This window comes from Nonomuraea sp. NPDC001684 (assembly GCF_053596515.1).
In genome coordinates this window covers 1-26007 of sequence record NZ_JBSFGJ010000042.1, presented here as the reverse complement: position 1 = coordinate 26007, position 26007 = coordinate 1, and the positions used below count along the sequence as shown (strand labels likewise).

Annotated in this window: 20 protein-coding genes; 13 read left to right on the top strand and 7 right to left on the bottom strand. The window is 71.8% G+C overall.

Translation table 11 applies throughout. From position 1 onward, the window contains the following. Positions 1-168 precede the first annotated feature (168 nt). Positions 169-756, top strand: a complete 588-nt coding sequence (locus ACWCSD_RS11565; protein ID WP_352324845.1) for a sigma-70 family RNA polymerase sigma factor — start codon at positions 169-171, stop codon at positions 754-756. Here ACWCSD_RS11565 and ACWCSD_RS11560 read toward each other — a convergent pair. Further along, the gene (locus tag ACWCSD_RS11560) at positions 753-1688 is read right to left on the bottom strand and encodes an anti-sigma factor RsbA family regulatory protein (RefSeq protein WP_397164643.1); all 936 of its coding nucleotides are present in this window, start codon (positions 1686-1688) and stop codon (positions 753-755) included. The genes ACWCSD_RS11565 and ACWCSD_RS11560 overlap by 4 nt on opposite strands. Positions 1689-1860: 172 nt before the next feature. Between ACWCSD_RS11560 and ACWCSD_RS11555 the strand changes: the two genes are divergently transcribed. The 3 genes from ACWCSD_RS11555 to ACWCSD_RS11545 all read left to right on the top strand — a co-directional run bounded on the left by ACWCSD_RS11555 (position 1861) and on the right by ACWCSD_RS11545 (position 3643). Next, entirely contained in the window at positions 1861-2166 is a 306-nt protein-coding gene (locus ACWCSD_RS11555; protein WP_397164644.1) for a hypothetical protein, read from the top strand. A 112-nt stretch (positions 2167-2278) separates the two neighbouring features. After that, positions 2279-2971 (top strand): polysaccharide deacetylase family protein, encoded by a 693-nt coding sequence (locus tag ACWCSD_RS11550; RefSeq protein ID WP_397164646.1) that lies wholly within the window; start codon positions 2279-2281, stop codon positions 2969-2971. Between the two features lie 21 nt (positions 2972-2992). Further along, positions 2993-3643: a DUF2461 domain-containing protein gene (locus ACWCSD_RS11545; RefSeq protein ID WP_397164648.1), complete on the top strand. Its 651-nt coding sequence runs from the start codon at positions 2993-2995 to the stop codon at positions 3641-3643. A 3-nt stretch (positions 3644-3646) separates the two neighbouring features. Here the strand turns inward: ACWCSD_RS11545 and ACWCSD_RS11540 are convergent, their stop codons facing one another. Both ACWCSD_RS11540 and typA read right to left on the bottom strand, forming a co-directional pair. Next, positions 3647-6085, bottom strand: a complete 2439-nt coding sequence (locus tag ACWCSD_RS11540) for a hypothetical protein (protein WP_449914208.1) — start codon at positions 6083-6085, stop codon at positions 3647-3649. 298 nt (positions 6086-6383) lie between these two features. Then, the gene (gene typA, locus ACWCSD_RS11535; protein WP_387670969.1) at positions 6384-8234 is read right to left on the bottom strand and encodes a translational GTPase TypA; all 1851 of its coding nucleotides are present in this window, start codon (positions 8232-8234) and stop codon (positions 6384-6386) included. A 430-nt stretch (positions 8235-8664) separates the two neighbouring features. Here typA and ACWCSD_RS11530 point away from each other — a divergent pair, with 430 nt between their 5' ends. Genes ACWCSD_RS11530 through ACWCSD_RS11510 form a run of 5 tightly spaced genes read left to right on the top strand, consistent with a single transcriptional unit; the run spans position 8665 to position 15587 of the window. Next, on the top strand, positions 8665-9411 hold the full coding sequence (locus ACWCSD_RS11530; protein ID WP_352352129.1) for an AMP-binding protein: 747 nt from the start codon (positions 8665-8667) through the stop codon (positions 9409-9411). 52 nt (positions 9412-9463) lie between these two features. Next, a complete protein-coding gene (locus ACWCSD_RS11525) occupies positions 9464-11878 on the top strand; it encodes a LuxR C-terminal-related transcriptional regulator (RefSeq protein WP_397164654.1) in 2415 nt (804 codons plus the stop codon). Between the two features lie 56 nt (positions 11879-11934). Further along, positions 11935-12363 (top strand): AMP-binding protein, encoded by a 429-nt coding sequence (locus tag ACWCSD_RS11520; RefSeq protein WP_357996525.1) that lies wholly within the window; start codon positions 11935-11937, stop codon positions 12361-12363. 37 nt (positions 12364-12400) lie between these two features. After that, positions 12401-14824: a LuxR C-terminal-related transcriptional regulator gene (locus tag ACWCSD_RS11515; protein ID WP_449914203.1), complete on the top strand. Its 2424-nt coding sequence runs from the start codon at positions 12401-12403 to the stop codon at positions 14822-14824. Between the two features lie 10 nt (positions 14825-14834). Next, positions 14835-15587 carry an alpha/beta hydrolase gene (locus ACWCSD_RS11510; RefSeq protein ID WP_397164657.1) on the top strand — a complete coding sequence of 251 codons (753 nt, stop codon included), beginning with the start codon at positions 14835-14837 and terminating at the stop codon, positions 15585-15587. A gap of 224 nt (positions 15588-15811) precedes the next feature. Here the strand turns inward: ACWCSD_RS11510 and ACWCSD_RS11505 are convergent, their stop codons facing one another. Both ACWCSD_RS11505 and ACWCSD_RS11500 read right to left on the bottom strand, forming a co-directional pair. After that, on the bottom strand, positions 15812-17245 hold the full coding sequence (locus ACWCSD_RS11505) for an aldehyde dehydrogenase (protein WP_449914201.1): 1434 nt from the start codon (positions 17243-17245) through the stop codon (positions 15812-15814). Between the two features lie 126 nt (positions 17246-17371). Then, complete coding sequence (locus ACWCSD_RS11500; RefSeq protein WP_449914199.1) at positions 17372-20395, bottom strand: M14 family zinc carboxypeptidase; 3024 nt, start codon at positions 20393-20395, stop codon at positions 17372-17374. Positions 20396-20598: 203 nt separating this feature from the next. On the opposite strand from ACWCSD_RS11500, the gene ACWCSD_RS11495 reads away from it, so the two are divergent. Beyond that, positions 20599-21495 carry a coiled-coil domain-containing protein gene (locus ACWCSD_RS11495; protein ID WP_449914197.1) on the top strand — a complete coding sequence of 299 codons (897 nt, stop codon included), beginning with the start codon at positions 20599-20601 and terminating at the stop codon, positions 21493-21495. Here the strand turns inward: ACWCSD_RS11495 and ACWCSD_RS11490 are convergent. Next, positions 21477-22790: a GH1 family beta-glucosidase gene (locus ACWCSD_RS11490; protein ID WP_449914196.1), complete on the bottom strand. Its 1314-nt coding sequence runs from the start codon at positions 22788-22790 to the stop codon at positions 21477-21479. The two genes, ACWCSD_RS11495 and ACWCSD_RS11490, sit on opposite strands and share 19 nt — an antisense overlap. 88 nt (positions 22791-22878) lie before the next feature. Between ACWCSD_RS11490 and ACWCSD_RS11485 the strand changes: the two genes are divergently transcribed. Beyond that, complete coding sequence (locus ACWCSD_RS11485) at positions 22879-23517, top strand: TetR family transcriptional regulator (RefSeq protein ID WP_387670949.1); 639 nt, start codon at positions 22879-22881, stop codon at positions 23515-23517. A gap of 4 nt (positions 23518-23521) precedes the next feature. Here ACWCSD_RS11485 and ACWCSD_RS11480 read toward each other — a convergent pair whose 3' ends face one another. Next, positions 23522-24244: an aldo/keto reductase gene (locus ACWCSD_RS11480; RefSeq protein ID WP_449914194.1), complete on the bottom strand. Its 723-nt coding sequence runs from the start codon at positions 24242-24244 to the stop codon at positions 23522-23524. Between the two features lie 80 nt (positions 24245-24324). On the opposite strand from ACWCSD_RS11480, the gene ACWCSD_RS11475 reads away from it, so the two are divergent. Continuing rightward, positions 24325-24684: a MerR family transcriptional regulator gene (locus ACWCSD_RS11475; RefSeq protein ID WP_397164667.1), complete on the top strand. Its 360-nt coding sequence runs from the start codon at positions 24325-24327 to the stop codon at positions 24682-24684. Positions 24685-24720: 36 nt separating this feature from the next. Then, on the top strand, positions 24721-26007 hold a 1287-nt coding region (locus ACWCSD_RS11470), incomplete at its 3' end, for a penicillin-binding transpeptidase domain-containing protein (RefSeq protein ID WP_449914192.1).

The window sequence follows — 26007 nt, the reverse complement described above, 5'->3', positions numbered from 1 at the left end:
GGCCGTGGACGTGACCACGCACGCCGCGAGCAGATGGACGACAAACCCCTTCTGACCTATGCGGACTCTCCTAACGCGTCCCTTACCTGGGAGTTGCGAGGATGAGGAATGCTGTCAGGCGGCTTGTGCCGAACGGGGGATAGCGCAAGGGGGAATGAATTGATCACTATGACCGATGAGCAGCGTCAGGACTGGTTCGAGCGCGATGTCGTGCCCGTGACGTCGCAGCTGTTCGCTTCCGCCATGCGCCTGACCCGTAACGCCGCCGATGCCGAGGACCTGGTGCAGGAGACGGTCGCCAAGGCGTACACGTCCTATCACCAGTTCCGTGAGGGCACCAACCTCAAGGCGTGGCTGCACCGCATCCTCACCAACAACTTCATCAACGACTACCGCAAGAAGCAGCGCTCGCCGAAGTTGTCGGCCGCCGAGGACATCGAGGACTGGCAGCTGCACGCCGCCGAGTCCCACACCTCGACGGGCCTGCGCTCGGCCGAGACCGAGGCGCTCGACCGGCTGCCCGACAGCGTCGTGATGAACGCCCTGCGCTCCCTGCCCGAGGACTTCCGCGTGGCCGTCTACCTGGCCGACGTCGAGGGGTTCGCGTACAAGGAGATCGCCGAGCGCATGGGGACGCCCATCGGCACCGTGATGTCCCGTCTGCACCGTGGCCGCCGCCAGCTCCGCGGCATGCTGGAGGACTACGCGCGGGAGGAGGGCGCCGTGCGCCTTCCCGCCCCCCGCGCCGCCGCCTAGGGAGAGTCCAGGGACAGGCGAAGGCGGACGCGTAACAGGCCGCCTTCGTCGCGCAGCTGCACCCGGTCGCAGAGCTGCCGGCTGATCCAGAGCCCGTACCCCCGCGGGGACTCGGGCTCCGGCGGTATGTAGCCCGGCAAGGGGTCGTCGAGCGCCCCGCCGGGATCGGCGATCTCGCAGACGAGGTCGCGCTCCTCCACCCACATCGTGATCGTGCCGAACCCGGCGCCGTGCTCGACGCAGTTCGCGGCGATCTCCGAGACGCTGAGCACCAGCGAGGAGATGAGGTTGCGGTCCATGCCGGCCGTCCTGGCGTAGTCGCCGACGGTCTGGCGCAGGCGCTTGAGCTCGCGGGCCGTGAACCGCACCAGGCAGGCCCCGGGGCCCGGCTCCGGGAAGGGCGCGTCGTCGCCGTCGAGCACCAGCTCGTGGGGCTGCACGAACCGCCCGCTGGCCGCCTCACCCCCCGCCCCCAGCACCAGGGGATGGACGACCGGGGTGAGCTCGCGGACGGGCTCGGGTACGTCGCGCAGGTCGTACAGGCACAACATGACGGACGGGGCCGCGGCCAGGGCGGCGTTGACGACCGAGTCGTAGCGGATGAGGTCCTGGATCCGCGGCTCGCTGAGATCGGTCCAGACGGGCTCGCCGACGACCAGGGTGGGCCGGCCGCGCGTGTACTCGTGGTAGGCGGCCAGCATCCGGTGGGGATGGCCGTACCAGGCGCCGGCCGGGCGGCTGTCGATGCGCCGCGCGTCGCCGTCGAGGGCCTCCGCCAGCAGCGCCAGCCGGTCGGGACGGGTGACGACCAGCACGCGCCGGTCTTCGTCCAGCGCGGTGCGCACGCGCGGCACGACGAGGTCGAGGAAGGCCCGATCGGAGTCGTACGGTACCGCGACGTGCTTCAGCGACTGTGCCCGCTCACGGCGCACGGCCGAAACGTAACAAGGGCGGCCCGGCCGCGCAACGGCGGAAGCCGACCAATAACGTCGAACGGCCTGCGCGTGACTCCCCGGAGTTTGATGATTACTCCATGTCTTGGACGGCTGATGCCCGTTGCTGGGTACATCTGTTGTGTACGGAAACGTCGGCAGGGGGTGGCGTGTGACCGAAGCCCGCGCGGCGGCGGAGAAACTCCAGGCGGAGCTGCACGGGCTGGGAGTCACCAGCGCGTACGAGGTGGGGGACGGAGCGACCATCTCGGTCTGGATAGGTCTCGTCGTGCACTACAGGGACGGTTTTTACCGTTGGCAGGAAGGTCTGGTTAAACGTCGTCATCTGGGTACGGATCCGGTTGGATGTGCCATGCGCGTGGCGCGCCGCTACAAGGAGCTGCACGCGGATATCCCACTCTGGTGGGACGACCTGGCCAGGGAACTACGGGGGAGACCGGTCCAGGACTATCCGTAAGGCCCCCGCGTGCGGTGTTTCGGGGGAAAACATGCGCATTTGGGCTTTGCCATTCGTCCTGATCGTTCTCGTGGGCTGCGCCGCCCAGCCGGTGCCGCGCCGACATTCCGCCATGATCCGGCCACAGGTCAGTCCTGAGGTCCTGGCCAAGCGGCTGATCGCGCAGCAGGCCGACTGGCCGCGCAGCCGCCGGTTCGACTGCGGCAAGATCAAGTGTGTGGCCCTGACCTTCGACGACGGTCCAGGGCCCTACACCGGCAAGCTGCTCGACCTGTTGCGCCAGCGCCACGTCAGGGCCACGTTCTTCGTGCTGGGGGAGATGGTGGCCGCCGACAGCGGCGGCCGGATCACCCGTCGCATCGTGGACGAGGGCCACGAGATCGGCAACCATTCCTGGTCCCACCCGTCGCTGACCGGCCTGTCCCGCGAGGGGGTGCGCAACGAGCTGGGGCACACCGACGAGCTCGTCCACCGGCTGACCGGGGTCAAGATGCGGGTGATGCGCCCGCCGTACGGCAGCACCGACGACGCCGTCGCCGCCGAGACCCGCCGCGAGGGCCTGGCCCAGATCCTGTGGGACGTCGACACCCTCGACTGGCTGCACCGCGAGCCCGCCGCCGTGGTCAGGCGGGCCGACACCGCCAAGGCCGGGTCGATCGTGCTCATGCACGACATCCACCCCACCACGGTCGAGGCCGTGCCGAAGGTGATCGACACCCTCGCCAAGAAGGGCTACACGTTCGTCACGATCTCGGAACTGTACGGCCGCCCGCCCACGCCGGGCCGCACGTACACCGCACGGTGAGCGGCATGGCACCCTTGGGCCATGGCTTTCACCGGCTTCCCCGACGAGGCGTTCATCTTCTACGAGGGCCTTGAGGCGGACAACTCCAAGCACTACTTCACCCGCCACAAGCACCTCTACGAGGACGCGGTCCGCGCGCCCATGACGGAGCTCACTGACGAGCTGGCCGCCGAGTTCGGCCCGGCCCAGCTCTTCCGGCCCTACCGGGACGTGCGCTTCTCCAAGGACAAGACGCCGTACAAGACCCATCAGGGCGCATTCGTCGATCTGATGCCCGGCATCGGCTACTACGTCGAGATCAGCGCCGCCGGCCTGTACGTCGCCGGCGGCCGCTACACCCAGGCCTCCGACCAGATCGCCCGCTACCGCGCGGCCGTGGACGAGGATGTCACCGGCAAGCCGCTGGAGTCGATCGTCGCCCGGCTCGCCGACGCCGGCTACACGATCGGCGGCGACCGGCTGAAGACCAGGCCGCGCGGCTTCGAGGAGGACCATCCGCGCATCGAGCTGCTGCGCCACAGGTCCCTGTTCGCGGGCGTGCGCCACGAGCCGGAGCCGTGGGTGCACACGGCCGAGGTGCGCGGGCGCGTCGAGCGGGCCTGGCGCGACTTCGCCGCGCTGATCGACTGGCAGTGCGCGCACGTCAGGGGCAGCGAGCTGCCGCGCCGCTGAGCGTCACCGCTGGCCCGTCGTGACCTGGTCGCCCTTCAGGATGCGGTCGACCGTCTGCCCGGCCGCCGAGCTGGCCGCCGTCGTGCCCACGGCCAGCGCCAGGGCCAGGGTCGGCGCGGCCAGGCTGCGCACGCTGCGCAGGTTGCGCACCCTGGCCCACGGCTCGCCGGCCAGGTGCATGATCCGCCACTCCCAGAACAGCCCGAGCCCGACGCAGACCATCATCACCTGTCCCACCACGATGGCCACGACCTGCGCCTTGTCGAGGGCGCCGATGTCCGGCTCGACCAGCGTCGACAGGTAACCGGCCAGGCTGGTCAGCAGGGCCGCGACGGCCAGGTGCAGCGCCTTGGTCATCGGCTGGGTGCCCCGGACGCACGGGTAGAAGTAGCCGAACAGGAAGCCGAACGCGGGCAGGGTGAGCAGGTAGCGGCCGTCGAAGAGGAAGCTGGTCAGGTCCGCGCCCTCCGGCCGGCCGTAGACCAGCGCGAAGGGCAGGCTCAGCAGCAGGCTGACGGTGAACGCCGACACGCCGCTGTGCCAGGGCGTGCAGCCGGCCGCCGTGGCGAAGGCGGTCTCGGGATGGCGGCCGTGCTCGCGCAGCGCCGACTCCAGAGCCTGCCGCCGCTGGTCGAACTCGGCCATCGACATGTCCGCGGCCAGCCTGGTCCGTCCGGCGCGGTAGAGCTCCTGCTCGGCGAGCAGCAGCAGGCGCCGGTGCAGGGCCGCGCGGACGAACTGCCGGTGCTCCTCCTGCGTGTCCGGCTCCACGACGGACGCGGGCGGCCCGGCGAGCAGCCAGCGCGCGGTCAGCCAGGCCACGAGCGAGGTGATCGCCAGCAGCGGCAGCGGCACGTCGATGTCGGCCAGCGTCGTGCTGCCGCCGGGCGTGATGTAGAGCACCATCAGCACGACGACCATCGTCGACTCGGCGGCCGGGTCGCGCACGGCCGCCACCCGGCAGCCCAGCCGCCACAGCCGCAGCACCAGCATCACGAACCCGAGCAGCAGCAGCCCGAGCACCCCGCGGACCAGCGGGTCCAGCGGCAGGCTGCCGATCGTCGGGACGGCCGCGCGGGGCACGGCCAGGCTCCACGACCCCGCGTCCAGCCATTCCGTGGGCCAGCCCTGCACGAGCAGGCTCACCACGACCGCACCCACCACCGCGCTCCGGCTCCACCGCCTGGTCGCCACGGTCACCGCCGCCACGGGGATCATCGCCCAGCTCAGCGCCAGCAGCAGCCGGACGCTGTCGGGCGGGTACACGCCGTCCAGCAGCGCCCGCAGCCACAGGGCCAGCGCCAGCAGCCCGACCGCGGCCTCTGCCCACAGCGCGGCCAGGCGGACGACCACCGGCCTGACCCCGAGGTCCACGCTGAAGCCGACCGCCGCGCCCGCCGCCGCCAGGGCCGCGACGGCTCCGCCGGTCAGCAGCACGCGTCCGGGGAGCTGGCCGTGCAGCCACGACCAGCTCAGCATGCCGATCCCGACCAGCAGGCCGAGCCCGGTCACCGTGAGCAGGTCCCGGCCGGTCCACGGCGGGCTCGTGGGCAGCACCCGTCCGGCGTGCCGCAGGGCCATCACCGGCACGGCGACGAACAGGATCACGTACCCGACCGGCGACCACTCCGCGGCGACCAGCGGGATGAGCAGGGCCGGCGCGGCGATGGCCAGGCCGACGACCAGCTCCCTGTTGGGCACCCGCTGCCACCACCGCCGGCCGAGCGAGCGCACCAGGAACACCGCCAGCGCGCACGCCGTGAGCACGCCGAGCGCGGTGGCCCAGGAGAAGTCGTCCTCCTCGGCGACGTCGGGGAAGCCGTAGGAGCCGGGGGCCAGCGTCAGGCTCACCGGGTAGGCGCCGACGGAGAACCGCAGCAGGCCGCGCTCCTGCCGTTCCGGCTGGATGCCCTCGACGCGCAGCACGGTCCACTCGCCGGGCAGCACGGTGACCACGCGCTCCACGACGATCAGCGGGAGCGCGGTCGGCGAGGCGAAGTCGAGCCGGAGCAGCCCGTCGACCCTGACCTGGCGCAGCAGCGTCACCGTGAACTCGGCCGTGACGTGCCCCGGCGAGGAGACGATGAGCGGCGCGAGCCGGGTGGTGGGCGCCAGGCTCTGGCCGTCCGCCTTGAGCGCGCCGAACCCGGAGTCGGTCACCTGCGGCAGCGTGCCGGGGAAGCCGCCGCCCTGGCGCAGCGCCTCGGCCAGCGGGTCGTCGGGACGCAGGTCCAGGCGGTGCCTGACGGTGATCCTGACCTGGCGCTGCCGGGGGTCGATCCGCCCCTCGGGGACGGCGTCGAGGTCGGCCGCGCGGGCCCGGGCGACCGAGACCTCGGTGGCCGCCGTACGGGCCCATCCGGCGGCCGGGTCGGCGCGGGCGGCGGCGGCCGCCCACGGGTTGGTCACGACGGTGCTCTTGGGCCTGTCGGACCCGGTCACGGGCCTGGCTGCGATGGTGCACCAAACAATCGCCCCGAACGACACCAGAGCCAGCCCGAATGAAAGTGCCATCCGGAGCTTTCCCACAATTGGGATGATTCTCCGGCATGCCGAAATGTTCTATGGCATAGGGTCACGGTGTTATCACAGATGGTCTCATGACCACGTTTCTTTACACCGTGACCCGGGAGAGGCGTTCCATCGCGCGTGCTCGGGCCGCCCGTTGACAGGCCCCTCTGACACGGAAACCGCGTGCCACCGGAAAAGGTGACACGCGGCCGTGTGCGGAGAGAACGAATCAGGCGCGCTTGGCGCGGGCGGCGGCGCGGCCGCGGGCGGCGGCGTCGAGCACGACCTTGCGGATGCGGACCGCGTCGGGCGTGATCTCCACGCACTCGTCCTCGCGGATGAACTCCAGCGCCTGCTCCAGCGAGAGCGTCCGCGGCGGGATGACCTTCTCGGTCTCCTCGCTCGTGGACGAGCGCATGTTCGTGAGCTTCTTCTCCTTGGTGATGTTCACGTCCATGTCGTCGGAACGCGAGTTCTCACCGATGATCATGCCCTCGTAGACCTCGGTGGTCGGCGAGACGAACAGCGTGCCGCGCTCCTGGAGGTTGAGCATGGCGAACGCGGTCACCGGGCCCGACCGGTCGGCCACCAGCGAGCCGTTGTTGCGGGTGCGCAGCTCGCCGAACCACGGCTCGTAGGAGTCGAAGACGTGGTGGACCAGGCCGGTGCCGCGGGTCTCGGTCAGGAACTCGGTGCGGAAGCCGATCAGGCCGCGGGCCGGGACCACGAACTCCATGCGGATCCAGCCGGTGCCGTGGTTGGTCATGTGCTCCATGCGGCCCTTGCGGACGGCCAGCAGCTGGGTGACCGCGCCGAGGTACTCCTCCGGGCAGTCGACCGTCAGGCGCTCGACCGGCTCGTGCACCTTGCCGTCGATGGTCTTGGTGACCACCTGCGGCTTGCCGACGGTCAGCTCGTAGCCCTCGCGGCGCATCTGCTCGACGAGGATGGCCAGCGCCAGCTCACCACGGCCCTGCACCTCCCAGGCGTCGGGACGGTCGGTGGGCAGCACGCGCAGCGACACGTTGCCGACCAGCTCCTTGTCGAGCCGGTCCTTGACCATGCGGGCGGTGACCTTCGAGCCCTTGACCTTGCCGACCAGCGGCGAGGTGTTGGTGCCGATCGTCATCGAGATCGCCGGCTCGTCGACCGTGATCAGCGGCAGCGGGCGCGGGTCCTCCGGGTCGGCCAGCGTCTCGCCGATCATGATCTCCGGGATGCCCGCGATGGCGATGATGTCGCCGGGGCCGGCCTCCTCGGCCGGCTTGCGCTCCAGCGCCTCGGTCATCAGCAGCTCGGTGATCTTCACCTTCTGGATCGTGCCGTCGGTGCGGCACCAGGCGACCTGCTGGCCCTTGCGCATGACGCCCTGGTGGATCCGGCACAGCGCGATGCGGCCCAGGTAGGAGGAGGCGTCGAGGTTGGTGACGTGCGCCTGCAGCGGGGCGCTGGGGTCGTACGTGGGCGCCGGGATCGTCGACTTGATGATGTCGAACAGCGGCTCCAGGTCCTCCGAGTCGGGCATGCCGCCGTCGTCGGGACGGTTCATGGAGGCGCGGCCGGCCTTGGCCGAGGCGTAGACGATCGGGAAGTCGATCTGCTCCTCGGTGGCGTCGAGGTCCATGAAGAGCTCGTAGACCTCGTCGACGACCTCCTTGATGCGGGCGTCGGGGCGGTCGACCTTGTTGATGCACAGGATGACCGGCATCTTGGCGGCGAACGCCTTGCGCAGCACGAACCGGGTCTGCGGCAGCGGGCCCTCGGAGGCGTCGACCAGCAGCACCACACCGTCGACCATGGAAAGGCCGCGCTCGACCTCGCCGCCGAAGTCGGCGTGGCCCGGGGTGTCGATGATGTTCAGGGTCATGCCGCCGTGCTGGACGGCGGTGTTCTTGGCGAGAATGGTGATGCCCTTCTCGCGCTCCAGGTCGTTGGAGTCCATGACCCGGTCGTCGACGTCCTGGTTCGCGCGGAAGGCCCCGGACTGCCAGAGCATGGCGTCGACCAGTGTGGTCTTGCCATGGTCGACGTGCGCGATGATCGCGATGTTCCGCAGGTCGTCGCGGCTGTTCAAAGGCATGATGACTTCTCGCTCTGTGTCGTGGGGGCGGCCGCGCGAAGTCGCGACCCACCAAGTCTAGTTGATCCCCTCTCGTGACAAGAGCGGGACAAGGCGTCTGCGGCGCTGTAGGGGTGAACGCATCGGCCGGCGCGTCTGATTCCCGGCGTCCCGCATGGATCACGGGCGGCGGGGCGATGAGCAACCGTGAGGGACGAAGGGCCGGCGCTGCTCGCCGCGTGCGGGCGGTTCGCGCTGCTCCTGGGGTTGCCGGCCTCCTTCCTGCTGCGAGGCCGCACGTGAGGCGGGCGGCCGCCCCGCCTGCGCCTGAACGTGCCCGCCGACCGGCTCGCCCCCCTCGCCGAGCTGTACGAGCGCGAGCCGGGACGTACATAGCAGGTTGCACATTTGTGTGCATGGCAGGAGCCGTCGCGGTCCCTACATTGTCGTCATGACGTGGACAGAGCTGGTTATGGGCTCGGCACCGAGCAAGGGCGACCAGCCGGCGGTGAGCGACGTCAGGACCGGCGAGGTGCTGTCGTACGCGCAGTTCGCCAGGCGGGTCACCCGCGCGGCGGGCGGGCTGCGGCGCGACGGGCTGGCCTACGGCGACCGCGTCCTCATCGACCTGCCGCTCGGGGCGTCGCTGGTGGTGGCGGTCCACGCGGTGGCCTGGGCGGGCGGCGTCGCCGTGCTGGGCGGCCCTGGCCCGGTCCGCATGGTGATCACCCGCGGCCCCCGCGAGCCCGGCGGCCCCGCCGCGGACCGGGTCTACGCCTTCCGTCCCTCACCCGGCGCGCTGCCGTTCGCCGGGCTGCTCAACGCGAGCCCGCTGGAGTTCGGCCCGCTGGCGGGCGCGGCGCTGGCGCCGGGCGGCGGCCGCGTGCTCGACCACGACGAGCTCGCCGCCGACCTGCGCAACCTGGCCGCCCGCCTGGTGGTCGGCAAGGACGACGTGGTCGTCAACGCGGCCGGCGACCTGCTCAAGGGGCTGCGGGTGCTCGACCTGGCCCTGATGTCCGGCGCCCACGTCGTGATCGCCGCCAACGAGCCGACCGTCATCGGCTGCCGGGTGCTGGCCGCCGAGCGCAGGGCCACCATGGTCGTGGCGCCGTACGACGTCGCCAGGCGGCTGCTGGGAAACCCCATTCTGCGCGTTGTGGACGAAAGGGCGATCGTCAGCTCGCTTGGCCTGTGAAAAGTGCGACACTGTGGAAGAGTGTGATCCTTCGGCGACGCAGGGTGAACACATGCCAGAGGCCCCCCGGCACAATCTTCCAGCAGAGCCCAATCGGTTCGTGGGCCGCGAACGCGACCTCGACGACCTGCGCGGGCTGTTCGGCGAGACGCGCGTGGTCACGTTGTGCGGCGTCGGCGGCATCGGCAAGACCCGGCTGGCCCTGCGGGTGGCCGCCGGGCTGGTGGGCGGCTATCCGGGCGGGGTGTGGCTGGTCGAGCTGGCCAGGGTCAGCCGTCCGGAGCAGATCGTCCAGGAGATCGCCCGGGCGCTGCGGGTGCGCGAGGAGAGCGGGCGCCCGCTGCTCGACACCGTCACCGCCCGGCTGCGCGAGCTGCGCTGCCTGCTGCTGCTCGACAACTGCGAGCACCTGGTCGACGGGTGCGCCGAGCTGGCCGCCGAGCTGGTCGCCTGCTGCCCCCGGCTGAGCATCCTGGCCACCAGCCGGGAGCCGCTGCGCATCGCCAGCGAGCTGATCTGGCGGGTGCCGCCGCTCGACCTGCCCGAGATGGGGTACGCCGACGCCGAGTCGGTGCAGCTGTTCATGGACCGGGCCGCCGCCGGCGGCACCCGGCTCGGCCCCGACAGCCTGCCCGACGTGGTCCGCCTGTGCCAGGCGCTCGACGGGCTGCCCCTGGCCCTGGAGCTGGCGGCGGCCCGTACGAGCCTGCTCAGCCCTGGGCAGATCGCCGACCGGCTCGACGACCGTTTCTCGCTGCTGACCACGGGCGGCCGTACCGCTCCTGCGCGGCAGCGCACGCTGCTGGCCACCGTCGACTGGAGCTACGACCTGCTGTCGGCCAAGGAGCAGGTGCTGCTGCGCCGGCTGTCGGTCTTCGCCCGCGACTTCGACCTCGACCTGGCCGAGCAGGTCTGCGCCGAGCGGCCCATCGCCCGGGACGAGATCGTCGACCTCCTCGGCGGCCTGGTCGACAAGTCCCTCGTGCTGTGCGACGAGGAGCGCAGGCGCTACCGCATGCTGGAGACGATCAAGCGGTACGCGATGAAGCGGCTGGAGCGGGCCGGCGAGCGCGAGGACGTCCGCGAGCGGCACCTCACCGTCCTGTGCGACCTGCAGGAACGCCACTTCACGACCGAGATGGTCCGGCCGGGCGTGCCCTGGCCGGAGCGACTGGAGTGCCTGACGGCCAGCAAGCAGCTCCTCGACGACCAGCGGGCCGCCCTCGACTGGGCCGCCGAGTCCGGCAACGCGCGGCTGGGCCTGCGCCTGTGCGCCGCCAGCACCGCCCTGCTGCCCATCTCCGGCAACCTGACCGAGATCGTCGGCTGGATCGAGCGGCTGCTCTCGCTCGACCTCGAACCCGTGCCCGACGGGCAGGTCGCGCAGGGCAAGGCGTACCTCGCCTACGGGCTGGAGGCCCGCGACGAGCTCAGCCGGTCGCTGGAGGTGGCCACGGAGAGCCTGGCGGGGCTGGGCGAGGAGAACGTGTTCACCCGCTGCGTCATGCACAGCCTGGTGGTCGTCGTCCTGCTCCGCATGGGCCGCATCGACGAGGCGCTGCACCACGCCGAGCGCGGCCTGGCCGAGGCCACCGAGTCGGGCGACGCCTGGAACCAGGCGGCGGGGCTGGCCGGGCTGTCGGCGGTGGCGCTGACCAGGGGCCGGCTGCGCGAGGCCCAGCGGCTGGGCGACGAGGCCCTGGCACGGGCGCGCGAGCACGGCCACCGCTGGCTCATGGCCAGGATGGCCGCCCAGCTCGGCGCCGTGGCCGAGGCCCGCGGCGACCTGGAGACCGCCAAGTCCCGCTACGAGCTGGCCGTCCCGTGGTTGTGCGAGCTGGGCAGCGACTCGGACCTGGCGCGCTGCCTGGCCAGGGTGGGCCGGGTCGCGGCCATGCTGGGCGAGTTCGCCGCGGCCAGGGAGCGGCTGGCCGACAGCCTCGCGCTGAGCCGGCAGACCGGCCAGCGGCAGGGGGTGGCCCGGTGCCTGGCCGGCCTGTCGGTGCTGGCCGAGCACGAGGGCGACCTCGACGGCGCGGTGCTGGCCGCCGCCGCCGCGGCCACGCTGCGCGAGTCGATCGGCCAGCACTCGGCCACGATCCGGATCGAGGAGCTGCTCTCGCGCGCCCGCGCCAAGCTCGGCGAGGGCCGCACGGCCTCCCTGTGGTCGCGCGGCCGGGCGATGAGCCCCGACGCCGCCGCCCGCCAGGTGCTGGCGGGGGAGCGGCCCGCGGCGCCGCCGCCCGCGCCGGCCGAGCCGGTCAGGCACTCGCTGCTGACCGTGCGCGAGCTGGAGATCGCCGGCCTGCTCACCCGCGGCCTGTCCAACCGGGCCATCGCCGAGGAGCTGGTGATCAGCCCGGCCACGGTCGCCCGGCACATCGCCAACATCATGGAGAAGCTGGGGTACACCTCGCGCGCGCAGATCGCGGTGTGGGCCGCCGAGCACCCCAGCGCTTCTGCATAGGGATCTGCATATTCCGCCCCATGTAGGCACGTGACCCCCTCCCTACCGTGGACGCCATGGATGAGCACATCGTCATGGTGGACTCCGGCACGGGCGTGGAGCTCACCGAGAAGCAACTGGACGAGCGGTCGGCGATCGCGACCGCCCAGTTGCGGCGCAGAGGGGTGCGCGCGGGCGACACGGTGCTCGTCTGCCTGCCCGTGGGGCCCGACCTGCTGGTGGCGGCGGACGCGGTGATGGCGGCGGGCGGCGTCGTCTGGCCGGTGCCCGCCGACCTCGACCGTGCCGGGCTGGGCGAGCGCATCCGGGCCAGCGGCGCCCGGGTGATGATCTCCGACGTGCCGGAGGCGGTGGAGGCGGCCGAGGAGTCGCGGGTGCGGATCGTGATGAGCGTGGCCGAGCTGGGCGGGCGGCATCCGTATCCGCGCAGTCGCGGACAGTCCACGGAAAGTGATCGCACGCGGTCGGCCGGAGGTGGAGACTGAGCGCACCTGTGATCCTCCGCTGACCCTGGGCACCGACATGACTCCGCCAATTCCGCACAACCTGCCCGCAGAGCCCAACCGTTTCGTCGGCCGCGGGCGCGACCTGACCGAGCTGAGCACGCTGGTCCACGACGAACGCGTGGTCACGCTGAGCGGCGTCGGCGGCATCGGCAAGACCCGCCTGTCGCTGCGGGTGGCGGCCAGGGCCGCGCCGGGCTTCGCCGACGGCGTCTGGCTGGTCGAGCTGGCCCGCCTGGCCGACCCCGCGCTGATCGTCAACGAGATGGCCGGGGTGCTCGGCGTCCGCGACGAGGCGCCGGGGCGGCTGCTGGACGGCCTGCGCGTACGGCTGCGCGAGGCCAGGGCGCTGATCGTGCTCGACAACTGCGAGCATCTGGTCGACCGCTGCGCCGAGCTGGTCGCCGGCCTGATCGCCGACTGCCCCCAGCTGCGTTTCCTGCTCACCAGCCGCGAGCCGCTGCGCATCCCCGGCGAGCTGGTCTGGCGGGTGCCGCCGCTGGAACTGCCCGACGACCACCATCCCGACGCCGAGTCCGTGCTGCTGTTCGTCGAGCGGGCGCTGGCGGCGGGGGCACGGTCCGTGACCGGCAGCATGGACGACGTCGTGCGCCTGTGCCGGGCGCTCGACGGCCTGCCGCTGGCGCTGGAGCTGGCCGCGGCCCGCACGAGCCTGATGAGCCCGGGCCGCATCGCCGACCGCATCGGCGACCGGTTCACCCTGCTGACCAGGGGCGACCGTACCGCGCCCGCCCGCCAGCGCACCCTGCTGGCCACCGTCGAGTGGAGCCACGACCTGCTGCGGCCCAAGGAGCGCGTGCTGCTGCGCCGCCTGTCGGTCTTCGCCGGGCTGTTCGACCTGACCGTGGCCGAACGGGTGTGCGCCGACGGCGGCATCGTGCCCAGGGCCGAACTGCTCGACCTGCTCAACGGCCTGGTCGACAAGTCGCTGGTGCTCCACCACGACGGGCGCTACCGCCTGCTGGAGACCATCAGGCAGTACGCCGCCGAGCGGCTGGCCGAGGCGGGCGAGCTGACCCGGCTGCGCGACCGGCACCTGCGGGTGATCTGCGAGGAGATGGAGCACTGTTACCGGGCCGGCACGCTCGACCCGCGCATGCCCTGGTCCGCCCGCGTCCCGCACTTCGTCAGGGGCCGCGCGCTGATGGACGACTGCCGGGCGGCGGTGGAGCGGGCGGTGGAGTCGGCCGACCCGGTGCTCGGGCTGCGCCTGGCCCGCGCCGCCCTGGCCATCCTCGCCGTACGCGGCGAGCTGGGCGAGACCGTCGGCTGGCACCAGCGGCTGCTCGCGCTCGACCTGTCCAGGGTGCCCTCCGACGTGGTCGCCGTGGCCAAGGGCGGCCTGGCGTACGGGCTGGAGATCTGCGACGAGCTGGCCCGCGCCGAGGAGCTGGTCGTGCAGGGGGTGGAGGAGCAGAAGAGGCACCCGTACACCCACTGGCTGGGCGTCACCTACAGCGTGGCGCTGGCCGTGTTCTTCCGCACCGGCCAGAGCGAGAAGGCGCTGCGTTACCTGGAGGAGCTGGAGGCGGCGGCCGCCGCCCACGACGACCTGTTCAACCTGGCCACGGTCCGCATCGCGCAGCTCAACCTGGCGCTGTTCCGCGGCCAGCTCCGCCAGGCCCGCCGGCGCGGCGAACAGGCGCTGGCCCTGGCCAGGGAGGCCGGCCACCACTGGACGCTGGCCAGGGCGCTGACCCACCTGGGCGCGGTGGCCGAGGCGGCGGGCGACCTGGAGGCCGCCATGACCTGCCACACCTCGGCCCTGCCGTTGCTGGAGGACATGGGCAACCGGGTTGAGCTGGCCCGCTGCCAGGCCAAGCTGGGCCGGGTGGCGGCCCGGATGCACGACTATCCGGCCGCCCGGCTGCACCTGGCCGCCAGCCTGGCCCTGAGCACCCGCACCGGCCAGCGCAGGGGCGTGGTGCGGGCGCTGACGGCCATGTCGGCGCTGGCGGCCGAGCAGGACGACCTGGAGGGCGCGGTGCTGGCCGCCGCCGCCGCGACCGCGCTGCGCGAGGCCATCGGCCAGTACGGCGTCCCGGGCCCGGTCCAGGAGCTGCTCACGCGGGCCAGGGCCGGGCTCGGCGAGGGCCGGGTGTCGCTGCTGTGGGCCAAGGGGGCCCGGCAGTCGCCCGACGAGGTCGCCAGGCGCGTGCTCGATCCCGGCCAGGCCGTTCCGGCGGGGCCGTCCGGGCCGCCGCCGGGGGCCTGGCAGGGCGGGCTGACCGGCCGGGAGCTGGAGATCGCCGCGCTGCTCACGGGCGGGCTGAGCAACCGGGCCATCGCGTTGAAGCTGGTGATCAGTCCGGCCACGGTGGCCCGGCACGTCGCCAACATCATGGAGAAGCTGGGCTTCGCCTCCCGGGCCCAGATCGCGGTGTGGGCCACCGGGCACGGCCTGGAAACGGACCACGAATAAGCTGGTATTCATGCCTTTCGCGCCACATTTCCCGGTGATGCTCAGGACCGAGGACGGTGTCCGCATCGACGCCGCCCACACCCCCTCGGCGGCCGGGGACATCGGGATCGTCATGGCGCACGGCTTCACCGGATCCTGGCGCGAGCGCACCGCCCGCCGCATCGCGCACGTGCTCAGCGGCTACGGCGGCGTGCTCGCCTTCGACTTCCGCGGCCACGGGCGCTCGGGCGGCGAGACGACGGTCGGCGACCTGGAGATCCTCGACGTGGAGGCCGCCGTACGGCATGCCCGCGTGGTCGGCTACCGGCGGATCGCGGTCGTGGGCTTCTCCATGGGCGCGGCGGTGGCCGTCCGGCACGCGGCGCTGCGCCGGGGCGTGGACGCGGTGGCGGCGGTCAGCGGCCCGGCGCGCTGGTACTACCGGGGCACCAAGCCCATGCGTCAGGTCCACTGGGCCATCGAGCAGCCGTTCGGCAGGTTCGCCGCCCGGCTGGCCAAGCGCACCAGGATCGCGAGCGGCCAGTGGGACCCGATCCCGATGCCGCCGCACGAGGCCGCCGCCCTGGTCTCGCCCGCCCCGCTGCTGGTCGTGCACGGCGACGCCGACGCCTTCTTCCCGCTGGACCACGCCCACCAGCTCTACGACGGCGCCCGCGAGCCCAAGGAGCTGTGGATCGAGCCGGGTTACGGGCACGCGGAGTCGGCCGCCAGCCCCGAACTCATCCGGCGTATCGGTAAATGGATCTCCTCGAACCTTTCGTGAGTAATACCCGTCTACCTAAGACGGATGGAAAGGATCCGCCAGGAGAAAAGTCCTCGGGGACGGAAACCGCCTTCGCGGTGACCGTGGGACATACTTCAGTAGCCGGGCAGTCGCCGACTGTAGGCGGCGGATCCGGCACCTAGCGTCGCGGGGGCACGCTGGGTGCCCTCCCCGGCCCGCAAGAGGGGGCCCCGCGGCGCGCGGGGCCCCCTCTTCGCCCGCCGCTAGCCCAGCCGGGCGATCGTCTTGTACTCCAGGTAGCCGTTCAGGCCCTCGGGGCCGAGCTCGCGGCCGATGCCGCTGGCCTTGAAGCCGCCGAAGGGCGCGTTCGACTCCAGCATGAAGCAGTTGACGCCGTAGGTGCCGGTGCGCACCTGGCGGGCGACGTTCATGCCGCGCTCGGCGTCGGCCGTCCAGACCGTGCCGGCCAGGCCGTAGTCGCTGTCGTTGGCGATGCGCAGGGCGTCGGCCTCGTCCTCGTACGGGATCACCGCCAGGACCGGGCCGAAGATCTCCTCGCGGGCGATGCGCATGTCGTTGCTGACGTTGGCGAAGACCGTGGGGGCGACGTACCAGCCGCGGTCACGGGGACGGTCGAGGCCGCCGACGACGACCTTGGCGCCCTCGTCCATGCCGATCTTGATGTAGCCCTCGACGCGCTCCTGCTGGCGCTTGGCCACCAGCGGGCCGATGCCGGTCGCCGGGTCGGCCGGGTCGCCGACGGGCTGGGAGTTGACCATGTTCGCCACGGCGTCCACGACCTCGTCGTACCGGCTGCGGGAGGCCAGGATGCGGGTCTGGGCGACGCACGCCTGGCCGTTGTTCATCAGCGTGGCCATGGCCAGGAAGCCCATGCTGGCCTGCAGGTCGGCGTCGTCCAGGATGATCGCGGCGGACTTGCCGCCGAGCTCCAGGCTGACCCGCTTGAGCTGCTCGCCGCAGATGGAGGCGATGCGGCGGCCGGCGGCGGTGGAGCCGGTGAAGGCCACCTTGTCGACGCCGGGGTGGGAGATCAGGTGCTCGCTCACCTCGCGCCCGGCGGGCACGATGTTGAGCACGCCCGCCGGGATCCCGGCCTCGGCGGCCCACTCGGCCAGCAGGTACGCGTCCAGCGGCGTCTCGGGCGCGGGCTTGAGCACGATCGTGCACCCGGCCAGCAGCGCGGGCGCGACCTTGGTCATGGTCACGAACTGGGGCACGTTCCACGGGACGACGGCCGCGACGACGCCGACCGGCTCGCGCCGCACGGTGATCGGCCCGAACAGTCCGGGACGCTCCTCCTCCTGGGCGAACTCCTGGCCCAGCCCGGCGTAGAACTGCAGCATGCCGAGCGGCTGCGGCGCCTGCGCGAGGTTGGAGAAGGTGATCGGCGAGCCCATCTCCTCGGTGATCAGGGCGGCCATCTCGCCCTGGCGCTCGTTGTAGATCGCGGCCAGCCGCTCGATCACGGCGGCCCGCTCGGCGAACGTCATGCGCGGCCACGGCCCGTGGTCGAACGCCTGGCGGGCGGCGGCCACCGCGCGTTCCACGTCCTCGGCGGCGCCGTCGGGGACGCGGCCCACGACCTCCTCGGTGTGGGGGGAGATGACGTCGATCGTCCCGGTGCCGGCGGGGGTCACCCATTCGCCCCCGATGAACAGCTTGTCGTGCTGGCGCATGTCGTGAGCCTCCTGCTTGACCGAATGCTTGCTTGTTGGGCGTACGCCTCAAGGCGACCGAACCATGTTCTGTCCGGGCGCGCAAGAGGGGCGCGGCAGCGGTGTGCCGCGCCCCTCGGGGCGTCGCTAGCGGGGGTCGCCCAGCAGGTGCCGCATCGACCGCTTGACCAGGTCCGCACGCGCGGCCTGGCCGGTCAGGCTCTCCACGCCGAAGCCCAGATAGACGGTGTCCGCGGTGACGATGCCGCCGCCCTCCTCGAAGACCTGGTCGGTGCGGAACCAGTTGTTGATCGAGGGGGCCGAGCCGGCCGGCGGCGCGGCGACGGCCCAGCCGCCGAGGTCGGACTCGAAGGACGTGTCACCGGCCGCCGCGCCGTCCAGGGTGACCTTGGCGTCGTCGAGGAAGACGCCCGCGCCCTGGGTGGACCAGTCGCTGACGTAGGAGATCGACAGCTCGACCCGCTTGCCCGCGTACGGGGTCAGGTCCACCTTCCACTGCTGCCAGCCGCCGGAGTTGCCCGAGGCGGCGTGCCACGCGCCGGAGGACCCGGTCGGCTCGCAGGCCGCGCCCTGGTAGTGCCGCGTGAACGGATGGATCACCCGCCAGCCGCCGCTGTTCTCGGCCTTGCAGCTCTCGCCGGTGCTCTGCGAGGTGTGGCCGTTGACGTCGGGGAGGGTGGTCCAGTCGTCGGCGCCCGCGGTGTGCGCCTCGACCGTCAGGAAGTCCCAGTCGGCCTCGGTGTCGTAGGAGGTCCAGAACGACAGGTCGCCGGAGCTCCTGCCGGTCAGGTCCACGGTCGTGGTCAGCCGTTTCCAGGAGACGTCGGCGATGCCGCTGTAGACGTCCCAGGAGCCGGTGTGGGGGTCGAAGGGGCCGCCGGGGCGCACCCACTTGACCTGGGCCGAGCTCGCGAACAGCGGGAACTGCGCCGGGGGCAGGATGGCCGAGGTGGCCACGAACGAGTTGGTGTGGCTGGGCTGCAGCGTGCCGGCGAAGCCCTCGAACGCGCCGCCGTTGCCCTTCAGCGCGAACGGCTGCCCGCTCGCCTGGTCGGCGCCCCCGTCGTCGAAGAAGACGTAGGCGCCCAGCCAGTACTGCTGGAAGTCGTTGAACACCTGGATGCACGGCGGGTCGTCGGGGACCGTGCACTCGGGGTGGCCGGGCTGGTCGGGCTCGTAGTAGTACGCGCCGTTGTTGTTGGCCGCGTACGAGGGGTACTTGCCGGCGTGCAGCAGCTTGCCGCCCTCGTTCAGATAGTCGCGCACCGCCAGCTCGGTGTCCACGCCGCCCTTCGACGTGGTGCCGGCGACCTGTCCGGGGGAGCGGGGGATGACGTCGTCGCCGGTCTCCCAGACCACCGCCTTGTAGTGGCTGAGCACGCCGAGCGGGTGCGGGGCCCTGCGGCCCATCTTGTCCATGTCGTAGACGTCGGTCGGATAGCCGGCGTCCTGGAGCGCCTTGACGTAGTCGGCGGCGTACTTGGCCTCGGTCCCGCCCTGGGCCGGGCTGAGGCCGGTGACGTCCTCGGTGGCCAGCACGAGCACCTTGCCGCCGATGTCGTCCTGCACGGTGTAGGTGAAGTCGCCGCTCTTCCTGCCGATCGCGCTGAACCAGACCTTGACCTTGTCGCCCGGCCGGGTGCCGGTGATCGTGCCGCGCAGCCGGTGGTAATAGCGGTCGTAGCCCTTGCCGTACCGCTCGCCGCCCTTCCACTCGCCGGTCGGCGCGACCCTCGTCCGGCCGCCGTTGACCTGGTAGTTGAGCAGGACGGGGCCGATCCTCCGCTTGGCGGTGACCTGGACGGCCTGGTCGGTGCCGTAGCTGAACTCGAACGGGTCGAGCACGAAGTCGGGCGTCCTGTTGCCCAGGTGGCTGACCGGCTCGGCCGGGTCGGCCGCGGACCTGGCGACGTCGAGCGCGAACGGCAGGTTCTTCTCGAACTCCGCCTGCACGGCCGCCTCGTCGTCGGGGAAGACGAACCCGCAGCCGTCGCAGCCCTCGTCGAGCTCCGGCGTCCAGGACAGGGTGCCGTACCTGGCGTGGGCGTGGTCGTTGGTGTCGCCGTTCGTGGTGTAGAGCTCCGCGCCGAGGTCGGGGTCGAACCCGGGGACGGCCGGGGCGTCGTCGTCGCCGGTCAGGGCCTCGTAGATCGGGTTGTCGGCGGTCTTCGTGGCGATCTGGAACCCGCTGGGGTAGAGCAGCAGCGGGCCGTAGGAGTGGTAGTTCAGGTTCATCTCGAACCTGACCCGGTTGAGCAGGCCGTCCATGGCCCTGGTCTCCGGCTCGCTGGCCGGGCCGGTCCCGCGGAAGGTCTCGCTGCTCGGGATGCTCGACGAGCCCTCCTCGTCGTAGCGGAAGTTCGTGGGGAAGTTGCGGTTCGGGTCCACGCCGTCGCCGTTGCCGATCTTCCCGTCGCCGTCGTTGTCGCGCAGGTTCTTGCGCCACAGGCGGTTGCCCTCGGTGAAGGTGAAGTCGTAGCCGTCGGGGTTGGCCACCGGCACGAACCACAGCTCGGTCCGGTTGAGCAGGTCCCGCAGCGCCGACCTGTTGGCGATCACGTACTTCAGCAGCCGCATGTCCACCTCGGCGGCGATCCACTCGCGGGCGTGCTGGGTGGCCGAGTACAGCGTGGCGGGCTTGAGCCCGTCGGGCAGCAGCCGGGCGCCCGTGGAGACCTTGACGGCGAGGATGTCCTGGCCCTTGAGCGTCCTGCCGATGGACTGCAGCTCGACGATGTCCCTGTTGGCGTTCGCGATCGCCCTGAGCTGGTCGGCGATGCCGCCCCGCTCGGAGTACGACCGCCACACGGTGTAGCCGCCGGCCGCCTGGGCCTTGGCGGCCTGGAGGTTGCTCTGTCCCTGCGGGTTGCGCACCGGCTCGGGCCGCAGGCCGAGCTTGGCCAGCCCGGCCAGGTCGGCCTGGGCGGCGGTCAGCTCGACGTGCTCCTTGTCGCCGCCGTTGTCGTGCTGGACGACGTCGAAGCCCTTCTCCCGCAGGAGCTGGGCGGTGCCCGGCTTGCCGTCCACCTGGTAGAGGTCGATGCGGTCGCCGGGCGGCAGCGGATCGACCGACGCCTCGGCGGTGAGGGGGACGAGGGAGGTGCCCAGGCCGAGGAGCACGGCCGCGGCGATGGTCATGATTCGAGACACGATCTGCCCCTTCGCAGAGACGAGTTCGATCGCCATCTCAGACCGGGATCAAGCCCTCCACAAGGCCCAATCTTTTAGATCTTCCTTATTTCCGACAAAGGACCATGTACCTCGCCAAAGGTGCGTCAGTTGGCTGGTTCGGATGACAGCCATCAAGATCATCTTCTATAGTTTCGGTCCGTCTATGCGAGGAGGGGACGGGTGTGAGGATCTGGCGGCTCGCCGCGGTCTTCGTCGTCCTCTCCGGGCTGCTCGGGCTCGCCTCCCCGCAGCCGGCGTCGGCCGATCCCAACATCGACGAGCTGCGCAGACTCACCAAACAGGCGTCCCGGCTCAACGACCTCTACCGCGGCCAGATCCAGAGCCTGGAGGAGATCAGGATCCAGGCCAAGAACGCCACCGACACCTCCGGCGACCTGGCGGCGCGCCTGGCCGCGGCCCAGGCCGGCGTGGCCGAGATCGCGCGCCAGACGTACGTCAACGGCCCCCTCGACGGCATGCAGCTGTTCGGCCTCAGCGTCGACCCGGCCATCGCGCTCGGGCAGGCGGCGAACATGTCGTACATGGCCGCCGAGCGGACCGAGCGCGTCCAGAGCATCCAGAAGCTCATCGCGAAGTCCAAAGAGGCCAAGCTCAACGCCAACGACAAGATCAACAAGCTGAAGAAGGAGATCAGGACCCTTCAGGGCAAGCGGCGCGAGATCGAGCGCCTGCTCGCCAAGTACGGCTTCCAGCAGCCCGGCGGCGCCGAGGGCCTGACCCCGCGCATGATCGCGGTACGCGCCGAGATCATGCAGAACTTCCCGATGAAGTACGGCGTGGGCTGCCTGCGCCCCGGCGACCCCGGCGAGCACGGCAAGGGCCGGGCCTGCGACTTCATGATGTCCCGCGGCGGCACCATGGCCTCCGGGGCCGACGCCGACCGCGGGGACGCCCTGGCCGAATGGCTCATCAAGAACGGCGCGCGGATCGGCGTCATGTACATCATCTGGAAGCAGCGCTACTACGACATCCGGTCAGGCGGAGGCTGGGACCCCATGTCCGACCGGGGCGGCGTGACCGCCAACCACTACGACCACGTTCACGTCTCGGTGTTCTGAGCGACCCGCTCCCGGTACCACGCGTAGGACGCCTTCGGGGTGCGGCGGCCCGTGGCGAAGTCCACGTGCACCAGGCCGAAGCGCTGGTGGTAGCCCTCGGCCCACTCGAAGTTGTCCAGCAGCGACCAGACGAAGTAGCCGCGCACGTCCACGCCCTCGGCCCGCGCGGCCATGACGGCGTCGATGTGGCCGCGCAGGTAGTCGATGCGGGCCTGGTCCTCGACCGTGCCCTGCGGGGTGAGCTCGTCGGGCTGGGAGCAGCCGTTCTCGGTGACGTGGATCGGCGGGAGCGCGCTGCCGTACCGGGCCTTGAGGCCGGTCAGGAGCTCGCGCAGGCCGTCGGGCACGACCGGCCAGCCGAACGCGGTCGTGGGATACCCCGTGACGCCGGTGTCGGTGAACGGGAGCACCTCGCCGGGCGGCGGGGCGGCGATCCGGGTGGGGTTGTAGTAGTTGATGCCGAGGGCGTCCAGGGGGGCGGAGATGGTCTCCAGGTCGCCCTCGCGGATGAAGTCGAGGTCGGAGGTGTAGGCCGAGAGATCCGGATACCTCCCGAGCAGCACCGGGTCGTTGAACAGCCGGTTGTGCAGGACGTCGTAGGCGTCGGCGGCCTTGACGTCCGCCTCCTCCCGCGACGCGGGCCAGACCGGCGTGCAGTTGTTGGTGATGGCCACCTGCCGCGCGCCCGCCGCGCGCAGGGCCGCGACCGCCAGGCCGTGGCCGAGGAGCTGGTGGTGGGCGACGGGGAGGGCGTCGAGCAGCAGGGCCTGGCCGGGGGCGTGGATGCCCATGGCGTGGCCGAAGGCCATGTGCACGAACGGCTCGTTCAGGGTGATCCACAGCGGGATGCGGTCGGCCAGGCGCTCGGCGACGATCGCGGCGTAGTCGGCGAAGCGGCCGGCCGTGTCGCGGTCGGTCCAGCCGCCGCGGTCCTGGAGGGCCTGGGGCAGGTCCCAGTGGAAGAGCGTCGGCACGGGCTGGATGCCGGCCGCCAGCAGGCCGTCGGTGAGGCGTTCGTAGAAGTCGAGGCCCGCCGGGTTCACCTCGCCGGCGCCGAGCGGCTGCACCCGCGGCCAGGCGATGGAGAAGCGGTAGGCGTTCACGCCGAGGCCGGACATGAGGGCGACGTCCTCGCGCCAGCGGTGGTAGTGGTCGCAGGCCACGTCCCCGGTGTGGCCGTCCCTGGTCCGGCCGGGCTCGTGGGCGAAGGTGTCCCAGATGGACGCGCCCCGGCCGTCCTCGGCCACCGCGCCCTCGATCTGGTAGGCGGCGGTCGCCGTACCCCATAAGAACATCTCGGCTCCTTTATGCGAGTATGGCTCATGTTAACGGACGGCAAAGTGGCCGGTCTGTACCTGCTGGTAATAAGCCAGGATGGGGAGCATGACGAGTACCTTGCGCCGCCGTCCCGCCCAGCGCCGGAGCGTGGAGCGGGTGGAGCGGATGCTCGACGAGTGCGCGCTCCTGCTCGACGAGGTGGGCTACGAGGCGTTGACCACGAAGGAGGTCGCGCGCCGCGCCGAGGTCCCCATCGGCACCTTCTACCAGTTCTTCCACGACAAGCAGGGCCTGGTGCGCGCCCTCGCGCTGCGCAACCTGGAGGCGTTCCTCCAGCGGGTCACCCAGCGCATCGCCGAGGCCGATCTCGGCCACTGGACCGACCTGGTCGACCTGGCCATCGACGAGTTCGTCGACATGAAGCGCACCACCCCCGGGTTCGCGGTGGTCGACTTCGGCGAGGTCCTGCCCACCCCGGGCGGGCCGCCGCTGGAGGGCACCAAACGCACGCTCGACAGCGCCCTCGACAACAACGTCATCGTGGCCGACCGGTTGCGCGCCCTCACCCTCGCTCTGCTCGACGCGCCCGCGGGCCCCGGGCTCGACCGGGCGCTCGTGGTGGCCGTCGAGGCCACCGACGCCGTGCTCAAGCTCGCCTTCCGGGCCGATCCCGGCGGCGACGCCGACCTGATCGCCGAGTGCAAGCAGCTCGTCCGCCGCTACCTCGCCGACCATCTGCCCTGATCCCCTAGGCGACGGCGTCCAGGCGGGCGCGCAGCTCGGCGTCCAGCTTGACGTCCGCCGCGCCGACGACCTCGTCGAGCTGGGCCGTCGTGGACACGCCGACCACGGGCACGTGGCCGTCGGCCATCAGCCACGCCAGCACCACCTGGTTGGGCGTCGCGCCCAGCTCGCCGGCGACCTCGCGCAGCACGGCCAGGCGACGGGCGGTGCCCGGGTGGTCGTAGATCTCCGGCATGGGCCGGTCGGCCCGCGTGTAGGCCCCCGCCATCAGCGTGTTGTAGGCCCACAGCGCGCGGACCTTGCCCTGCTCGGCCAGCGTGTTCAGAGCGCCGAGCGTCTCGTGCAGCGGCACCGAACGGTCTTCGATGTGTGACCAGTACAGGTCCACGTAGTCGGTCCGCAGCCTGCACAGGCTGCCCTCGGCGGCCCGCGCGACGGCCGCCGCCGACAGGCCCTCGGCCGAGTCGAGGGTGCGGTCGCCGGGCACGCTCGGCCGGGCCCCGCCCTTGGTGCCGATGAAGATCCGGTCCCGGTTGCCGCGCGCGGCCAGCCAGGCGCCGATGGCCTCCTCGCTCTCGTCGCCGGTGCAGCCCTCGTTCCAGAAGGGGTAGTTGTCGGCGGTGTCCAGCATGGTGCCGCCGGCGTCCTGGAAGCGGTCGAGGATGGCGAAGGTCTCCCGCAGGCCGACGCCGGTGCCGAACGGGATGGTGCCGAGTGCGATGTTCATGGGGCAGACCCTCGGACCTGGAGCGCACTCCATGTCAAGTCGTTGACCTGGAGTGCGCTCCAGGTGAAAGACTGGGACGCGTGAGCGTGTACACCCCCGCCGAGGTCGTCGAGGAGACCGGCTTCAGCCTCGACACCCTCCGCTACTACGAGAAGATCGGCCTGCTGGAGCGCGTGGAGCGCAACGCGGCCGGTCAGCGCAGGTTCAGCGAGGAGGACGTCGGCTGGCTCGGCATGATCCGCTGCCTGCGCGACACCGGCATGCCCATCGCCATGCTGCTGCGCTTCGCCGAGCTCGTCCGCGGCGGCGACGAGACGATCCCCGACCGCATCAGGCTCCTGGAGGAGCACGACCGGCAGGTCCAGGCCCAGATCGCCAACCTGGCCGAGCGCCAGAACTACATCCACCGCAAGATTTCCTACTACCGCAGCGTCCTGTAGCCCTGCCTTGGTGGTCCGGTTGTTAGACCAAGGACCATGGCGGGAACCAGGGCGAAGCAGATCGACGTCCCGCTGGGCCGCACGGCCGTGCTCTGCGCGGCCCTGCTGTTCGTCCTGCTGGCCCACATCACGGTCGTCCAGGCGTTCGGGACGCGGGGGCTCAACGCCGACCGCCGCAACGAGCGCTCGCTCATCTCCCGGTTCGCCCGTCCGCGCGGCGACATCCTGACCTACGACGGCGCGACCGTGGCCAGGAGCCGCCCGACGCCCGGCGGCGGCCCGTACCGGTTCCAGCGGGTCTACACCGACGGCGAGCTCTACGCCCCCGTGACCGGCTACCTGTCCCTCTACCGGTCCACGGGCGTGGAGGAGGCCGAGGACGGCGTCCTGTCCGGCGACGACGCCAAGGTCAAGGTGCGCTCGATGGTCAGCGACGGCGACGTGGCCGGCGCCGACGTGCGGCTGACCATCGGCCAGCGCACCCAGTGGGCCGCCTACCACGCCCTGGAGGCCGCCGGCGTGCCCGGCGCGGCCGTGGCCATCGACCCGGCCACCGGCGCGATCCTCGCCCTGGCCAGCTACCCGTCCTACGACCCCAACACGCTGGCCACCTTCGACCCCGCCCGGCTCGACGGCGCCCTCGACCGGCTGCGCGACGCCCCCGGCCGGCCCCTGCTGAACCGGGCGCTGGACCAGGTCTATCCGCCGGGGGCCACGTTCAAGGTGGTGACCACGGCCGCGGCGCTGGCCTCGGGCGAGTACACGCCCACGGCCCCCGTGGACGCCGTCGTCCGCCCGCGGCTGCCCGCCTCGATCGCCGGCTCGTGCGGCAGGCCCCGGCCCACGCTGCTGCGCGCCTTCCAGACCTCGTGCGACACCGCGTTCGCGGGCATCGGGGTGCAGCTCGGCCAGGACAGCCTCAGGGACCAGGCCGAGGCGTTCGGGTTCGGCGACGGCGACCTGCGCGTGCCGATGGCCCCGGCGCCCAGCACGTACCCGAAGGGCATGGACCGGGCGCGGACCGCCCTGTCGGCCGTCGGCCGGGACCAGGACCGGGCGACGCCGCTGATGGTGGCGATGTTGTCGGCGGCCGTGGCCAACAACGGCGTGCTGATGCGGCCGTACCTGGTGGAGGAGGTGAGCCTGCCGGACGGCTCGCTGCTCGGCCAGGCGGGGCCGCAGCCGTACCGCACCACCATGACGACCGTCCAGGCCCGCTACCTGGCCGCGATGATGACCGCGGGGACGCACGCGGGCGGGCCGGGCGCGGCCGTCGCCGTCCCCGGCGTCGAGGTGGCCGCCAAGATCGCCGCGACGGGCGGC

What these genes read in the sequence shown, in the direction of transcription:
- ACWCSD_RS11565 (WP_352324845.1), top strand. Translation starts at nt 169, where the DNA reads ATGACCGATGAGCAGCGTCAGGACTGGTTCGAGCGCGATGTCGTGCCC.
- ACWCSD_RS11550 (WP_397164646.1), top strand. Translation starts at nt 2,279, where the DNA reads ATGATCCGGCCACAGGTCAGTCCTGAGGTCCTGGCCAAGCGGCTGATC.
- ACWCSD_RS11545 (WP_397164648.1), top strand. Translation starts at nt 2,993, where the DNA reads ATGGCTTTCACCGGCTTCCCCGACGAGGCGTTCATCTTCTACGAGGGC.
- typA (WP_387670969.1), bottom strand. Translation starts at nt 8,234, where the DNA reads ATGCCTTTGAACAGCCGCGACGACCTGCGGAACATCGCGATCATCGCG.
- ACWCSD_RS11530 (WP_352352129.1), top strand. Translation starts at nt 8,665, where the DNA reads ATGACGTGGACAGAGCTGGTTATGGGCTCGGCACCGAGCAAGGGCGAC.
- ACWCSD_RS11525 (WP_397164654.1), top strand. Translation starts at nt 9,464, where the DNA reads ATGCCAGAGGCCCCCCGGCACAATCTTCCAGCAGAGCCCAATCGGTTC.
- ACWCSD_RS11520 (WP_357996525.1), top strand. Translation starts at nt 11,935, where the DNA reads ATGGATGAGCACATCGTCATGGTGGACTCCGGCACGGGCGTGGAGCTC.
- ACWCSD_RS11515 (WP_449914203.1), top strand. Translation starts at nt 12,401, where the DNA reads ATGACTCCGCCAATTCCGCACAACCTGCCCGCAGAGCCCAACCGTTTC.
- ACWCSD_RS11510 (WP_397164657.1), top strand. Translation starts at nt 14,835, where the DNA reads ATGCCTTTCGCGCCACATTTCCCGGTGATGCTCAGGACCGAGGACGGT.
- ACWCSD_RS11505 (WP_449914201.1), bottom strand. Translation starts at nt 17,245, where the DNA reads ATGCGCCAGCACGACAAGCTGTTCATCGGGGGCGAATGGGTGACCCCC.
- ACWCSD_RS11490 (WP_449914196.1), bottom strand. Translation starts at nt 22,790, where the DNA reads ATGTTCTTATGGGGTACGGCGACCGCCGCCTACCAGATCGAGGGCGCG.
- ACWCSD_RS11485 (WP_387670949.1), top strand. Translation starts at nt 22,879, where the DNA reads ATGACGAGTACCTTGCGCCGCCGTCCCGCCCAGCGCCGGAGCGTGGAG.
- ACWCSD_RS11480 (WP_449914194.1), bottom strand. Translation starts at nt 24,244, where the DNA reads ATGAACATCGCACTCGGCACCATCCCGTTCGGCACCGGCGTCGGCCTG.